Source organism: Streptomyces sp. NBC_01451 (assembly GCF_036227485.1).
In the GTDB taxonomy this organism is placed as follows: domain Bacteria; phylum Actinomycetota; class Actinomycetes; order Streptomycetales; family Streptomycetaceae; genus Streptomyces.
Genome location: NZ_CP109479.1, coordinates 20,109 through 33,588, shown reverse-complemented (window position 1 = coordinate 33,588; position 13,480 = coordinate 20,109). Strand labels below are relative to the sequence as shown.

Annotated in this window: 14 protein-coding genes and 1 pseudogene; 8 read left to right on the top strand and 7 right to left on the bottom strand. The window is 67.4% G+C overall.

Features of this window, described 5'->3' with window-relative positions:
• The first annotated feature begins 2 nt into the window (after positions 1 to 2).
• On the top strand, positions 3 to 560 hold the full coding sequence (gene tpg, locus OG595_RS00170) for a telomere-protecting terminal protein Tpg (RefSeq protein WP_329266558.1): 558 nt from the start codon (positions 3 to 5) through the stop codon (positions 558 to 560).
• 1,136 nt (positions 561 to 1,696) lie between these two features.
• On the opposite strand, the gene OG595_RS00165 is transcribed toward tpg, so the two are convergent.
• The 4 genes from OG595_RS00165 to OG595_RS00150 all read right to left on the bottom strand — a co-directional run bounded on the left by OG595_RS00165 (position 1,697) and on the right by OG595_RS00150 (position 4,117).
• Entirely contained in the window at positions 1,697 to 1,879 is a 183-nt protein-coding gene (locus tag OG595_RS00165) for a hypothetical protein (RefSeq protein ID WP_329266556.1), read from the bottom strand.
• A gap of 94 nt (positions 1,880 to 1,973) precedes the next feature.
• Complete coding sequence (locus OG595_RS00160) at positions 1,974 to 2,300, bottom strand: hypothetical protein (RefSeq protein WP_329266554.1); 327 nt, start codon at positions 2,298 to 2,300, stop codon at positions 1,974 to 1,976.
• 250 nt (positions 2,301 to 2,550) lie between these two features.
• Positions 2,551 to 3,084: a hypothetical protein gene (locus tag OG595_RS00155; RefSeq protein ID WP_329266552.1), complete on the bottom strand. Its 534-nt coding sequence runs from the start codon at positions 3,082 to 3,084 to the stop codon at positions 2,551 to 2,553.
• 373 nt (positions 3,085 to 3,457) lie between these two features.
• Positions 3,458 to 4,117 (bottom strand): HNH endonuclease family protein, encoded by a 660-nt coding sequence (locus OG595_RS00150; RefSeq protein WP_329266550.1) that lies wholly within the window; start codon positions 4,115 to 4,117, stop codon positions 3,458 to 3,460.
• 571 nt (positions 4,118 to 4,688) lie between these two features.
• On the opposite strand from OG595_RS00150, the gene OG595_RS00145 reads away from it, so the two are divergent.
• From OG595_RS00145 to OG595_RS00120, 6 genes are all read left to right on the top strand, one after another.
• Positions 4,689 to 5,291, top strand: a complete 603-nt coding sequence (locus OG595_RS00145; protein WP_443073315.1) for a sigma-70 family RNA polymerase sigma factor — start codon at positions 4,689 to 4,691, stop codon at positions 5,289 to 5,291.
• Positions 5,288 to 5,959, top strand: a complete 672-nt coding sequence (locus tag OG595_RS00140) for a hypothetical protein (RefSeq protein ID WP_329266546.1) — start codon at positions 5,288 to 5,290, stop codon at positions 5,957 to 5,959. The genes OG595_RS00145 and OG595_RS00140 overlap by 4 nt, the downstream gene beginning before the upstream one ends.
• Positions 5,960 to 6,138: 179 nt before the next feature.
• On the top strand, positions 6,139 to 6,339 hold the full coding sequence (locus OG595_RS00135; RefSeq protein WP_329266544.1) for a hypothetical protein: 201 nt from the start codon (positions 6,139 to 6,141) through the stop codon (positions 6,337 to 6,339).
• A 1,042-nt stretch (positions 6,340 to 7,381) separates the two neighbouring features.
• On the top strand, positions 7,382 to 7,660 hold the full coding sequence (locus tag OG595_RS00130; protein ID WP_329266542.1) for a hypothetical protein: 279 nt from the start codon (positions 7,382 to 7,384) through the stop codon (positions 7,658 to 7,660).
• A gap of 113 nt (positions 7,661 to 7,773) precedes the next feature.
• Positions 7,774 to 8,343, top strand: a complete 570-nt coding sequence (locus tag OG595_RS00125; protein ID WP_329266541.1) for an SLATT domain-containing protein — start codon at positions 7,774 to 7,776, stop codon at positions 8,341 to 8,343.
• Positions 8,344 to 8,526: 183 nt separating this feature from the next.
• A complete protein-coding gene (locus tag OG595_RS00120; protein WP_329266540.1) occupies positions 8,527 to 8,883 on the top strand; it encodes a hypothetical protein in 357 nt (118 codons plus the stop codon).
• A gap of 125 nt (positions 8,884 to 9,008) precedes the next feature.
• Here OG595_RS00120 and OG595_RS00115 read toward each other — a convergent pair whose 3' ends face one another.
• Together OG595_RS00115 and OG595_RS00110 are read right to left on the bottom strand one after the other, a co-directional pair.
• A complete protein-coding gene (locus tag OG595_RS00115; protein WP_329266539.1) occupies positions 9,009 to 10,358 on the bottom strand; it encodes a WD40 repeat domain-containing protein in 1,350 nt (449 codons plus the stop codon).
• Positions 10,312 to 12,060, bottom strand: a complete 1,749-nt coding sequence (locus OG595_RS00110; protein WP_329266537.1) for an NB-ARC domain-containing protein — start codon at positions 12,058 to 12,060, stop codon at positions 10,312 to 10,314. The genes OG595_RS00115 and OG595_RS00110 overlap by 47 nt, the downstream gene beginning before the upstream one ends.
• Before the next feature lie 493 nt (positions 12,061 to 12,553).
• Between OG595_RS00110 and OG595_RS00105 the strand changes: the two are divergent.
• Positions 12,554 to 12,706: pseudogene (locus OG595_RS00105) on the top strand (DUF6207 family protein); the annotation flags it as partial.
• A gap of 90 nt (positions 12,707 to 12,796) precedes the next feature.
• Here the strand turns inward: OG595_RS00105 and OG595_RS00100 are convergent.
• On the bottom strand, positions 12,797 to 13,402 hold the full coding sequence (locus OG595_RS00100) for a type II toxin-antitoxin system VapC family toxin (RefSeq protein ID WP_329266535.1): 606 nt from the start codon (positions 13,400 to 13,402) through the stop codon (positions 12,797 to 12,799).
• Between the last annotated feature and the right edge of the window lie 78 nt (positions 13,403 to 13,480).

The following is a 13,480-nucleotide window of genomic DNA, read 5'->3' as shown; positions in this document are numbered from 1 at the left end:
CCATGACCGACTCCCTCGGCGACAGCCTCGACCAGGCCCTGGAAGGGGCGTTCACCCGCCGCACCCCGCAAAGCGCCCAGACGCAGATGAAATACCTGGTCAAGCAGCTCAAGGGCACCAAAGCCGCCGCGCAGGCACTCGGAGTGTCCCAGCGCACCGTGGAGCGATACGTCGCGGGCAAGTTCAAACGGCCCCGCCACGACCTCCGCGAGCGCATCGAGCGTGAGGTCAAGAAGCGGTGGCAGCCCCAGATCCGAGCGAAGGCCAAGAAGAAGGCCGCGTCCACGGGCGGCCTGGTCGTCTCCACCCGCGCGAGATTCGGCTTCACCGCCGCCCCCGGCACGACCGACGACGCACGCATCCGCGACATCACCCAGGCCCTGCCCCCGCGCTGGGCGGACCGCCTCTTCGAAGCCCGCGACACCGGCGCCACCGAACAGCAGCTCCAGCGCATCGCCGCCGAAGGGCTTGCGGAGATGTACTTCCGGAACAACAACACCCGGGCGGGCGGCCTCAGCGTCGAGTTCACCGACGTGGAGCACATCCGGATCGTGCTGTAACCCAGGCTCCATCACAAGCGACTCGTCCCCGGCATCGGAGCTGCCGGGGACGAGTCGCTTCACATTCCTGCGAGGAGCAGACCGTGAGGCCTCGGCTCCCGAGACGACCTAAAGCCCGGCACTCCTGCCGTAACCGTCTGTAATCCATTTCATTTCATCTCATCGCGATGCAATGGAATGCAATGGATTAGGTTGGAGCGCATTGGAGCCCGTGTTTTCCTGCGCTTCTCGCAGGAGGCCTGCGTTTTTCTGCGCTTCTCGCAGGAGGGAAGACCGGCGAATGTCGCTTCGCTGCTTGATGGTGACGGGGATCACATGCACGCCTGTGAGCTGCGGATTTTCTGGTCTGGATGTATCGCTGGTGCGCGAGAAGGTAGGCAGAGTGTTGCCTGGTGCGCGTATTCCCGCATGAATAACTACACCGATCAGCTTCTCGCCGATAGACTCCGCAGAACGCGAAAGGAGCCCTGGGTCCCAACGGGTTTCTCAGGCCTCTGAGTTGGGAGGGCTCCTCTCGCGGTGTCCCTAAACGCACGCTAACGCAAGGAACCGCATGACCGAGCCTAGCGCGAATTCAGATCCGAAGCACCCACGCCGTGTAGACAGATGGCTCTCGTCCATCAGCACTCACCTGCGGAAATGGAACGGGAGCCGTAGACACGGCGTTCACCACCACTTCCTGCAAGGCGTCGCCTACAAGCTGGGCAGCGGCGCCGTGACGCTGCTGATCCTGTGGTGGGAGACCCGCCGCTGACCTCGTGGAGGGCCCGCAGCCGACTGCGGGCCCTCCCTGCGAGCTGACGGCTCCCGAGGGTCTACGACAGTGTCAGCTGCCACCACCACCGCGGCGGCCGTTGAGGAGGGTGAGGATGACGGTGATCAGCTGTCCGGTGGTGCAGTACACCTCGACGAACTCGCTGAGGGACATGGAACCTCGCAAGGTCCAACCCGGCTATGGCCAGGCGACAGACAGGCACGACCGGCCCACAACCAGCATCCGCTGCCTCTGCGTGCATTCTCGCAGTCGCCGACCGAATTCCCGGGCAGGACTCGCTCTCAACCCCGTAACTTGCGCCGCACGCAGGTGAGCCCCGAACCGCGCGCCGGTTCGGGACTCCTTGTCACATGCCGCCGGGTCAGCCGTCGGCGGCCTCCCGTTCGGCCAGCCTCTTGCGGGCCTGTTGCAAGTCCTTGTACGTCGCGGCGTGCAGCGTCTCCATCCGGGTCAGCGCCTTCCCGGTGTCGTCCGGCTTCATCGCGCTACCGGCGAACTCCAGCAGCAGCTCCACCATCGCGTGGCTCAGCCCTCCGTCAGACACCGCGCGGGCGTCGACGGAGTCGGAGCCGGAGAGTCGGAGTCGGAAAGCGCAGCATGCCCGCCGCACGGCGCCCCGGGCAGTCGGACGGCCGGGCCTACTGCGGGTCCGCCTCACCCGGGGCCGTGTCCGTACGGCGGGAGCGCCGACGGATGACGTCCGGCAACTGGCGGGAGGCGGCGGCCGGGATGAAGAACAGCCCGATCATGCCGAGCGCGGTCACGGCGGCGCTCAGCAGGCCCACCGACACCGACGGGTCGTCGACCGAGGCCACCCCGCAGAACACTGAGAAGACGGCGACGAACACCAGCGACACGACGATCCACCGCTCCCGCAGCGACGAACGGGTGCCGGCCACCACGTCAAGCCCGCCGCCACGCAGAACAGCACGGTCGCCGGCGGCAGCAGCACGGGCGGCGCCCACCGCGCGACGTCGCCGCGGGGCAGATGCTGCCCGGCCTGGTAGCCGACCTGGACCAGCCACACCAGCCACACCGGCACCTCAACCGCGATCACCACCCACATCAGGACCCGCAGACCCCGCAATGCGCCGCGCTCGCTCATCGTCTCCCCCTCGGTCGCCCGGCCACGGGGAATGTACTGGTGGCGGCGACGCACCCGCGAGAGCGCTCGTCATGCCGTTTCCTCCTTGGCGGATCAAAGCGCGCACAGAATTAGATGAGGTGGGACGTCTGCCCGTTGCGAGTACGTTCAAGTAAGGCTTGGACGGCCTGATCTCCGTCACCATCTGTTCGCGCCGCGAATTCTTCGAGCAAAACCATAAGATAAGGCCCTGCCGCTCCAACCTCACGCTCTTTTTCGACGTAGGGTTTCATTGCACTCCAGGCCCGTGAAATTCTCCGGTGGAGCATTGCCACTACTTGTTCTTCCTTGACGATACCCAGGGAGCTCATCCCGGCGAACGTCTGGAGAAAGTAGGCAATATCATAGATGGCTTTCCTGGCGGGGCGCGGGAGGCCACTTATTCCCAAGTCGGGCGAGTGCTCCTCTCGGAGTTTAGTGCACACGTAGACATAGTGATCACAGAGATCAACGTCACGAAATCCGCCAAGTAGCTCCGCTATTACAGGGATGTGGTTCGCTTCCCTGGAAATCCGTAGTTGCCTGAGGCCAAACCATACTGAGGTGATGACGGCAGTGATCGATATAGCAATTGCGGTTAGATTGAGGATCGCCCCACTGCTCATCTTTGATCATTCCCTGTCTTGGGCTTATTCTCCGTTTTCTGCCTCGCGAACCCGAACAACCTGCGGCAGATGGGCAGTCGCTGCTCCCATCTGCATCATCTGCCCGTCTGAAGTCGACGGATAGGCGCACGGCCGGGCACCGAAAGCTCTGACAAGCTCTCCGTAAAGCCTTTGCCATACATCCGGGGCGGAAGCGACAGCACTCAACTCTCTGGTCGGCGTGCACTTGTTGCGCGCGGCGTTTCAGCGGAAGTCCGATATCCACAGTGACAGCCGCAACGCCAATGGGACGGCCACATGTACCGGCCCCCCCGGCACATCACATGACGCGCCGGGCAAGGGGCCGGGCTCGCACCTGACTGGCGAGGATGGGTCAGCGGGCGTGGGTGACCTCGATCGGGCTGTTCGGGCAGCCGGCGAGGGCCTCGGTGAGCGCGGTCTGTTCGGCGGGGTCGACGGTCAGGCCCCAGCGGGTTTTGACGGCGATCCAGTCGGTGGCGTACGTGCAGCGGTAGTCGGCTGCCGGGGGCTGCCAGGTGGCGGGGTCCTGGTCGGATTTGCTGCGGTTGGTGGTGGCGGAGACCGCGATCAGGGCGCGGGCGTCTCCGAGGTCGTTGGCGTAGGCCTGGCGTTCGGCCGTTGTCCACGTGGAGGCGCCGGAGTCCCAGGATTCGGCGAGCGGGACCAGGTGGTCGATGTCGAGGGCGCGGGCCTGGGTGAAGTACGTGTCGTCGTACGGGGAGTACCAGGACCCGCCGGTCAGCACGCAGTTGGCGTCCTGGACGGGTGCGGTGACGGCTTCCTCCAGCAACACCTCCTGCCTCGTGTTGCACGAGTCGCGGTCGGCGTCGACCCAGTGGCGGAACTTCGAGCGTTCGTATCCGGTGCGGTTCTCGGTCTGGATGGTCAGGGCGTGGAGGGCGTCGCGTACGGGCAGGGCGACGGTGTCGCCGGGGCCGACTGCGTGAGCGGTGGCGGGGGAGAGCAGGACAGCGAGTGCGGCGGCAGCGGCATGTGAGCGGGTGAGGCGCACGAGGGGCTTCCTCTCGAAGATCACAGACGGTTCGTGATCTTCGTAGCGGGCGGGTCCCGTATGCCGCGCGGTGATCCGCCCTGGCTCACCCGTACGGATCGGTAAGTCACGCAGGCGGTGAGGCGGCCGGCCGGAAGACCGGTGGTGCCAGGCGCGTTTCACTGTCACCATCGCGCGCCCCTCGATCGGGTGACGGTGGATCGGTTCTGCCACATCGGAGGCCGCGAGTGACGGGGGCGCGTCGGTGGATGTCTGTACAGAAGGGAGCAGAGTGTGACCTCTGACACGAACCAGGCGGTTCTTGAACAGTGAACCTCTCCGCATGGCTCTGTTTTCCCAGCTCATAGCGCCTGTATAGAACGTCTGTGCGATAAGAGAACTCACGTTCCGCTTACGGTCAAGATCGGTGAGTGACGATTTTCGAGGGGTGTATGAGTTTCAGGCCCGGAAAGTAGAGATTGTGGTGCGTGAGGGCCCAATCCAACTGGTCCCTTGCGCGGGCAAGTTGGCCCGCGCTGGATCCCACCGGCCTCGACGGAGAGTCCGGTGCCCGCATCGCATGGAGGACCGTATGGGCAACGGCGACGTCACCACTGACGTATCGCCCCAGGACGGCGGCCACGGCCAGCCCGTCCTGGCCCCTCCCGACCTGCCCCTCGACTTCGAGGCCTTCTACCTGGGCCATCAGGAGTTCTTCCACGACTTCGCGGAGATCCACCTGGGCAGCCGCCGGGTCGCCGAACGGGTGGTCCACCACGTCTTCCTGACCATCCTGGGCGGCTGGGACGATCTTCTGCAGCAGGGCGACCTCGAACAGCAGACCCTGGCCGTGCTCCACCGGGGCGTCACCCGCCGCCTCGAAGCAGACGGACGTCCGCCGGCGTTCCTCATCAACGGCCCCATAGCGAAGAACCTGGAAGCGGTCCGCAGCCAGATGGAGCTCAGCAGCAACGCCAACCGCGTGTACGAGGCGATCCTGGACCTGCCGACCCGGCAGTTCACCGTGATCGTCCTGCGTCACCTGCTCGGCTACCCCACCAAGCGGATCGCCCGGTACATGGGCCTGGACACCCGCACCGTCGACTACCACGGCCGCAAGGGCAAGGAACGCCTGCGCGTCCAACTGCGCCTGCCCGCCACGCCCAGCAAGACCAAGAAAGGACCGGGACAGTGAGCACCACCATCGACGCCCTCCTGGCCGACGCGCGCCTGCCCACCACGCGGCACGAGGGCTTCGACGTCGGCGCCGCGCTCCGCCGCCTCGCCGCCGACGCGGCCACCGCGTCACCGACGCCGAACCCGGACATGATCCGCGCCGCGGAGGCCGGCCAGCGGCTGTCGGTGGTGTGCCGCTGGATCCTCAACCGGCCCGACGCAGCCGACCATGTCGACCGCCTCGCCCAGGAACCCGACGAAGTGACCGCGGACCAGCTGGACGTCGACGGCGCCCTCATCTTCGCGTGCCTGCTCCACCTCACCGACCACCGCGAGAGCGCCCAGTTCTGGTGGCAGCTCGCCGCCGGGGCCGGCCACCGTGCCGCCGCCTACTGCCTGCACCTGCACCACCTCGCCCTCGGTGAGACTCGCGAGGCACGGCACTGGCTTCACGAGGTCACCCACGACGTCCTCGACTCCGAAGCCCCCGACAGCGACTTCCTCGCCACCCTGGAAGCCGTCGCGATGTACGTACGGCGAACCGGCTCCAGCCTCACCAGCCCGCCCACCGGGGGCCTCGAAATGGAGGTCGACCGCCTCGCCACCGAGAAGTCCGGCTCGTGCATCATCGTCCGGCGCCCCGACCAGCAACTCGCCGACCGACTGCACGACTTCACCCGCCGCTGAGCATTCGTATGGTTCCAGCCACACGATGACGCCAAGTCGACAATCATTTCAAGCAGCCGTCGATAAACTCACTGAACGCGCAAAAGGAGCCCCTGCGTCCCAACAGGTTTCCTAGGCCTCTGAGTTGGGAGGGCTCCTTGCGCGGTGTTCCAGCACGCCTGTAACGAGAGGAACTCCGTATGGACGAGAGTAACGCGAAAGACGAGCGCAAGCACCCGTTCCGCTGGGTCAGGCGACGGATCGACACCATGCGCCGCCTGCGGAAATGGATCGTCCAGCAGGGACACATCGTCTCGGGCGAGTTCCTGCAGGGCGCGGCCAACCGGCTTGGCAGCGGCACGGTGTCCCTGCTGATCCTGTGGTGGGAGACCCGCCGCTGACGCGACGGCGGGCTCACTCTCGTGGGCCCGCCGGAGTCTTCGGCAACTCGCCGTTCGCGAACTCGTGGACGGCAAGGTCGTCTCCGAGCAGAACGAGCTACCGACCTTCTCGCCGGAGGGGTCCCCTGTCCCCAAAATGGCCGCCTCCGGTGCGGACCGCGACTGCGTACGGCAAGGGACCGAACGTGTTCGAGTAGACCGAGCTCCCCGACGGCAGCCGGGTAGCCCGCCACTACCTCGGCACCGACCAGCCGGAGAAGCCGTGCGCGGCGGACAGGAGGGGCCGATGCGGTACTTCTTCATCTCCGGCTCGCGGACCTCGCGGTGTGCAGGTACTGCTGTGTGTAGGAGCGGCTGAGGCTGGTCCTGGCGCAGCCGCCGGTGCCCGTCGACCAGTGGCCGACACCCCGACTGCCGCTGCACGTGGAAGACGAGAGCACGCGGCTGAAGCTCGCCCTCGGCCCCGCCCGCGAGCAGATCACCGTTCAGTGCTGGATGCTGAAAGGTCGACGACGGCATCCGCCGGCCGTACGAGAGGCCGCGGGCCTATCTGGACGCCGATGTCGACGGGCTGCCGTACGGGACGCATCTGATGGCTGCCAGCCTTCCTGGCCTGCCCGGGGCGCTGTGCCTGCCCATGCCGGTGACCGCGAGCGGCGACCCGTACTGAGGCGGAGACCGGTGGCGGCTGGAACTCACCTTGCAGTACTGGCAGTTCGGACCCGAGCGGACCGGGCGCGACCCGTCGTGCGTGTACTGCGTGTCCACGGCCCGGACTGCGGGTTCTGCCCGCCACCGCCGTACGAGGCAAGCACGCTCACCGCGTGCGGGCCCTGCCGCGAGCAGGTCCCCACCGCCGAACCACGCGCCAAGGTCCGTGCGAGGGGTCCTTCGCGTCGCTGTGCTGAACTCCCTTCTTATGGTGGGCGCGAGTCCCGCAGATCTTCGAGATCATGGGCGCTTCGGCCCTCGCCAACGGCTGACCACTCACACGTCAGTCGTCAAGACTGCGTTGTCAGTGGCGGCTGCGAGGCTGGACGGTATGGACAGCGATGACGAGCAGCTGCTGCGCGGCCGGGTCTACGGTCACGATGCAGACGACCCTCACCCAGGTCCCCGCCCCGGCCGCGCCTACGCCGAACTGGTCGGCGGGCCGCTGGACGGGCTGCTGCTCGACATCACCGGCTGGAGGCAGGATGAGATCGACACCGGTGTCTCCCTCCAGACCGAGCTGGGGCACTTCGGCCCCGGTGGGAGGGCGTTGTACGACCCGCGCCCCGGCGACCCGGCCCGCTGGGACTGGGGCGGCGACAGTCCCTGATGGGCGCGGACCGGCTACGGCCTGCCGCGTTGGTGGGCGGGCTGGTGGCAGAGCAGGCAGACGGTCACACTGCGACCTACCGGCAGAGGGCTTGCGCGCGTCTCGGGGGGATCATGGCTGAACAGGCGGACCGGCATGGGCATCCCGTCCCCTTTGATCTTTGGGACATCCCCGATGAAGTGCGCGCCATTGCGGGGGAGTGTGAACGATTGTGGGAGCGGGCCTTGCACAGTGCGCACCATCAGTTCGCAGCTTCCATGATCTGGCGCCACACACATCGCTGGCTGTCGGTGCTGGCGGCCGCGGTGGGTGCCACGGCAGGCGTGTCGGCCGTAGCCGATGTCATCGGTGCGCGCATAGCCGGTGTGGGCGCCCTTCTGGCCGCGGTCATCGGAGGGGCGACGAGCCTGCTGGCCCCGGACCAGCACGCGGCGCAGTGCACTGTGTCCGGCAACGCCTACGTCGAAGTGCGGGACGGCAGTCAGCAGATGCTCTGCGTTGACCTGGCCACGCTGGAGTACGACACGGCACGCCAGCGTCTTGAGGAACTGACCACGAGCCTGCACGCCGCGAACCGGGCCGCTGAGCCGACGTCGTTCTTGGCGAGGCGGTACGCGCGCCGGGCTCTCAGGTCAGGGATCGCCAATGACGACGTATGGGCAGCCCGTCCACGCAGGACCTGACGACTCCGTTCTCTGAGAGGGCGGCTCCTCCTCGCGGGCGGCCGAACGCGCACAAGGCGAGCGGGCGCTGGCGGACAACATCGGAGATCAGGGGCGGCAGCCCAGCCTGCTCCCTGAATTCGTACGCTGACCGGTGAGACGGATGAACTGCAGCTCCTGGCCGACGCCCTGACCGCCGACTACGTGCACGGCCGGTGGAAGCCGGAGGCGACCGAGGAACACCGGACACGGATCCTGTCCGCACAGGCGAGCACCGACAGAGGCCTGGACGGCCTGGCCGCCGGCGGCGTCCTGAGTATCGAGTCCATCGAGCAGATGCTGCGCCCGCACCCGGAACTCGGCGCCTGGAGGCTGGCCCCCGTGCTGCGCGCCTACCCTTCCGGTAGTCCCGATGCCCAGGCGCTCGTACGGGAACTGCTGGACGCGATCGCCGTCGTCGGCTTCCCTGGACTCGACCCCGATGGTTGCTTCGAACCGAACTCCGAGCCTGAGCGGGACCTCCGGCGGCACGGACATCGCACATCAGAACCAAAGGAATGAAGAGGTGCGAATAGCGCAGCCATGTGAGTCGGTGGCTGTGCCGCCTCGCTATCCGCCAGAGTTTCGGTACGCAGGCTGAGAGCCTAGTGAGGGCCGATACGCCCGCGTACCGAAGGCGCGGTGGATCACCCGGCAGGGGAGCCCGGGTAAAGGTTGTAACCAAAAAGCCCTTCCACTCCGCCCACAAGCAGTGCACGCCCGTCGGGAGTCCAGGAACAACAGAACAAGTGGCTGTCAGTGCGAATCATGGTCAGCACCAAGCCTGTGTCGGGGCTCCAGACCTGTACGGTGCCGTCGTAGCTGGTGGTGGCGAGCCAGGCGCTGTCGGGGCTGAAGGCCACCGAATTCATTACGTTGGTGTGGCTGATCAGGGTGCGGAGTTCTCGGCTGGTGGCCGGGTCCCAGATCCGCACGGTCCGATCGAAGCTGGCGGTGGCGAGCCATGTGCCGTCGGGGCTGAAGGCCACCGAATTCACGCCGTCGGTGTGGCCAGTCAGGGTGCGTGAGGCGGTGCCGGTGGTGGGGTCCCAGATCCGCACGGTCCGATCGAAGCTGGCGGTGGCGAGCCAGGCGCCATCGGGGCTGAACGCCAACGAATTCACCATGTCGGTGTGGCCGGTCAGGGTGCGGAGTTCTCGGCCGGTGGCCGGGTCCCAGATCCGCACAGTTCCGTTGAAGGCGGCGGTGGCGAGCCGGGTGCTGTCGGGGCTGAACGCCAACGCATTCACCGTGTCGGTGTTGCTGGTCAGCGTGTGGAGTTCTCGTCCGGTGGTGGGGTCCCAGATCCGCACGGTCCGATCGTTGCTGGTGGTGGCGAGCCATGTGCCGTCGGGGCTGAAGGCCACCGAATTCACGCCGTCGGTGTGGCCGGTCAGGGTGCGGAGTTCTCGTCCGGTGGCCGGGTCGCACATCCGCACGGTCTGATCGAAGCTGGCGGTGGCGAGCCAGGTGCCGTCGGGGCTGAACGCCATCGAATGTGCGGGGCCGGTTCGGGCGCGGGGCGTCTGCAGCACCTCAAGGATGGTGGGGTCCCAGATCCGCACGGTTCCATCGTTGCTGGCGGTGGCGAGCCAGGTGCTGTTGGGGCTGAAGGCCACCGCATTCACTCCGTTGGTGTGGCCGGTCAGGGTGCGGAGTTCTCGTCCGGTGGTGGGGTCCCAGATCCGCACGGTCCAGTCGAAGGCCGCGGTGGCGAGCCAGGTGCTGTTGGGGCTGAAGGCCACCGCATTCACTCCGTTGGTGTGGCCGGTCAGGGTGCGGAGTTCTCGTCCGGTGGTGGGGTCCCAGATCCGCACGGTCCAGTCGAAGGCCGCGGTGGCGAGCCAGGTGCTGTTGGGGCTGAAGGCCACCGCATTCACTCCGTTGGTGTGGCCGGTCAGGGTGCGGAGTTCTCGTCCGGTGGCCGGGTCCCAGATCCGCACGGTCCGATCATTGCTGGCGGTAACGAGCCGGGTGCTGTCGGGGCTGAAGGCCACCGCATTCACCATGTCGGTGTGGCCGGTCAGGGTGCGGAGCAGGGCAGGGTGGGGCAGGTCTGGGGGCGGCCAGCGGTTGATGAGGCCAGGTGGCCCTGCGGGCAGTGGAGCGGTGGGCCAGTGGGGGGGCGTCGGTGATGCGACTGCGCAAGATCGCGTCGAGGGCGTGGGGCGGGTCGGTCGGGGCCAGCAGGTGGGCGGCGCAAGCCAGTTGCCGGGCCAGCGTGCGGGCAGGGAGGCCGATGCGGTCGAGGTCGCGCCAGGGTGCAGTGGGACCGCGCTGATGCAGTCGGGCGCGCATCCACCGGAAGTCTCCCGCTGTTGTTTGAGCCTGAGTCGTGCGTCCGGCATCAAGGAGATGCTCGATGAGATGGTCCTGGAGATAGCCGATAGTGGTCTGCCACCACGCCACGCCATCGTCGGTGGGTGGCAGGCTCGGGGCGAGGGCATCGAGCAGGACGGTGTTGGCGGCCTGTAGTCCATTAGTGCCGAGCTGGGCACGCAGGTAGTCGCGGATGACGTCGTGGAGGGTGAGGGATCCGCCGGGCACTGTGGTGTCGATCTGGAGGAGGGACAGGTCGGCCATCTGTTTGCACAGCGACCGCGTGGCCGCTTCGTCCCGGCCGCTGGTGGCCCCCCAGAGGGCTGTCACCAGAACCATGGGCACTGCCTCGTCCTCGGCGAAGACACCGAGTTCGGTGAAGCGGTCCTCGGCGTCACCGGGTTGGAGGAGAGTGGTGGCAGCCTTGATGCTGGCGCTGACGGCGGTGTTGCGGCGGTCGGGATCATTGAGATCGAGCGTGGCCTCGGGATCCTGAACGGCTGGCCCGCCGGCGCGCAGCCGTTCCAGGAGCGTTCTCGCCGCCGTTGTGGGGTCGGCGCCGGTTGCCGTCTGTTCGGCGATGAACTTGTTGGCGATGCCCAGCAGCAGAGCCCACCGCCCGGTCGCCTCCACCAGAGCCTCCATCACATCCCGTCGGGGCAGGACGGGCAGGCGGTGGGCGAGCAGACGCCGAGCCTGTTGTTCGGCCATGCGGTCGACTTCGATCCGAACTGCCCCAGCAGGAAGTACGTCGGATCTGCGGGTGGTGACTAGCCGCACGCATGACCGTTGGGCTCCGCGGAGAAACGGGGCAAGCTGCTCGTACTCCCACACGTCGTCGATCACCAGGAGGGTGCGGGGGCGCTGCGCGAGCAAGCCGCCGAGGCGGTCTCCGGCACGCTCGGGGTCCGAGCCGGTCTCGACGGTGTCGCCGGTGATCAGGCGGGTCTCCTCGGCGACCTTCGCGGCAACGGCCGCACGCCCCCGTACGTCCCGCCCGATCGTGATCAGATGAACGCCGCCAGGGAAGCGCCGTTGTACCGACCGCTGCGCGGCAACGTACTTCGCCAGAGTGGTCTTGCCGAATCCGCCCGCCCCGTGCAGCCCAGCCGTAATCGCCACCGACCCGCCGCCCCGCCACCGGCGGGTGCTGTCACGCACCGCCCGGATGACCGCGTCGGCCTCGTCCCGGTCCACCCACCATTCCGGTACCTCCGGCGGAGCCGGCCGGGCCACGAGTGGCCGGGGCGCGGGAACTGCCCGCAGAGAGAGCACCAAAGCGGCCAGCCCCGCCACGGAGTCGAACACACTTGCCAAAGGGTCCGCGCCACCCCACCCGTCGCGCAGCGCCGTCACCAGCAGCCACACCCCGGCCGTCACGCACAACGTGATCGCTACCCGGACGCCCCAGCGCCCCCGCATCCCCATAGACGCGCATCATCCGCTCGTCACCCACCCTCTGCCACCAGTTCTCCCGACCTGGCTGCCGATCGGCCACCTGAGAATGTCGTATCCGGCCCCGTGCGCCACGGACGGACACCAATGGCCTGGGCGCACCTCGGCCGTGCATTCCAGGTCACTACGGTTCCCCCGACTCTGGACTATGCGTCGCGTGCCCTGAGCCCTTGGACTTCTCTCGCGGTGTCACGTGCTTCCCGTTCGGCCCAGGGCAGTGCGTCAGCACCCATATCCCGCGCCGCCCGGACGTCCTGGAACAACTGCGGCACGCCCGGCCGGACGTGAGTGTCCACGACTCTCTCCAGACCACCGTCCGCGAGGCCGCGGCACTGCTGCCAGCCACACCTACCGCACGCTCCTGACCCGGTCGCACGCGGACAGGGCGAGACCGCGATCCGGGGCCGTACTCGTTGGGATGAATCCACCCGGCTGCCGGAACCCCGGCGTCTGCCGGATCGTCATGCCGGGCATGGATCCGATCCAGGAAGTACACGTGGCGGAAGCGGGCCAGCTGGTCGTCGACATTGCCGCAGCCGACGACGCGACCGCCCTCGGCTCCGGGGGCGGCCTGGCTCCGAGGCACCGCTCAACCGGACGCGGCAGGCCACCGCGGCGACAAGACAACTGTGGTGATCAGCGCCCTCGTGGGATAGCACAACTAGTCGGCAGGCAACGGCCCTCTGTCGGGTTCGAGTTCATGGAGCCGACGGCGGGCCACCACCCTGCTCTTGACTTCCGTCAGCGCCTGCTCAGGGGACCAGACTCTTATGCCCAGCAGCTCGGCGATCTCACGGTCCTTCCTGAGTAGGGCCCCGTCGTTGGTGACGAACGCGTGGCCCCCGTAGCGGGCTGCTGTGGCCACGTGCATGGCGTCGCGGACCTCGTTCTTCCTCGCTGTCGACACGACCTTCGTCGGGAAGACGATCGCGAAGACGTCTTCGACGCGGGTCGTGTCCTCGCCGGAAGCGAACACCGAGGCATCGAAGCGGGAATGATCGAAGACAAACGGGCCGAGGGCTTCAGGGAGATCAGCGGCCTCTTCCTCTCGCTGGGCCCGGGTCTCGGCGTCCTGGCCCTCGAAGCGCTCCGTGTCCATCGTGTCCGTGCGCGCCAACCCGATCCAACCCGTCTCCCAGAGACGGAACAACTCCCTGGCCGCCTCATCGGCTGCGGTGTTCCGGTGGAGGGCGCCGATCAGGGTGTTGGTGTCGATGAACAGGTACAGGCTGACCAGGTTCCGGCCACGCTGGGACGAGTTCGCCATGAGGTCCTCCTGCAAGCCTGAGAGGCGATCCGACCAGCCTCGATACTCCCAGAGGCTGTCGACCATGCCCCGGGGCGT

Excerpts from the sequence above, each read along its gene's own strand:
- OG595_RS00100 (WP_329266535.1), bottom strand. The coding sequence starts at position 13,402 with ATGGCGAACTCGTCCCAGCGTGGCCGGAACCTGGTCAGCCTGTACCTG.
- OG595_RS00145 (WP_443073315.1), top strand. The coding sequence starts at position 4,689 with ATGGGCAACGGCGACGTCACCACTGACGTATCGCCCCAGGACGGCGGC.
- OG595_RS00135 (WP_329266544.1), top strand. The coding sequence starts at position 6,139 with ATGGACGAGAGTAACGCGAAAGACGAGCGCAAGCACCCGTTCCGCTGG.
- tpg (WP_329266558.1), top strand. The coding sequence starts at position 3 with ATGACCGACTCCCTCGGCGACAGCCTCGACCAGGCCCTGGAAGGGGCG.
- OG595_RS00155 (WP_329266552.1), bottom strand. The coding sequence starts at position 3,084 with ATGAGCAGTGGGGCGATCCTCAATCTAACCGCAATTGCTATATCGATC.
- OG595_RS00125 (WP_329266541.1), top strand. The coding sequence starts at position 7,774 with ATGGCTGAACAGGCGGACCGGCATGGGCATCCCGTCCCCTTTGATCTT.
- OG595_RS00130 (WP_329266542.1), top strand. The coding sequence starts at position 7,382 with ATGGACAGCGATGACGAGCAGCTGCTGCGCGGCCGGGTCTACGGTCAC.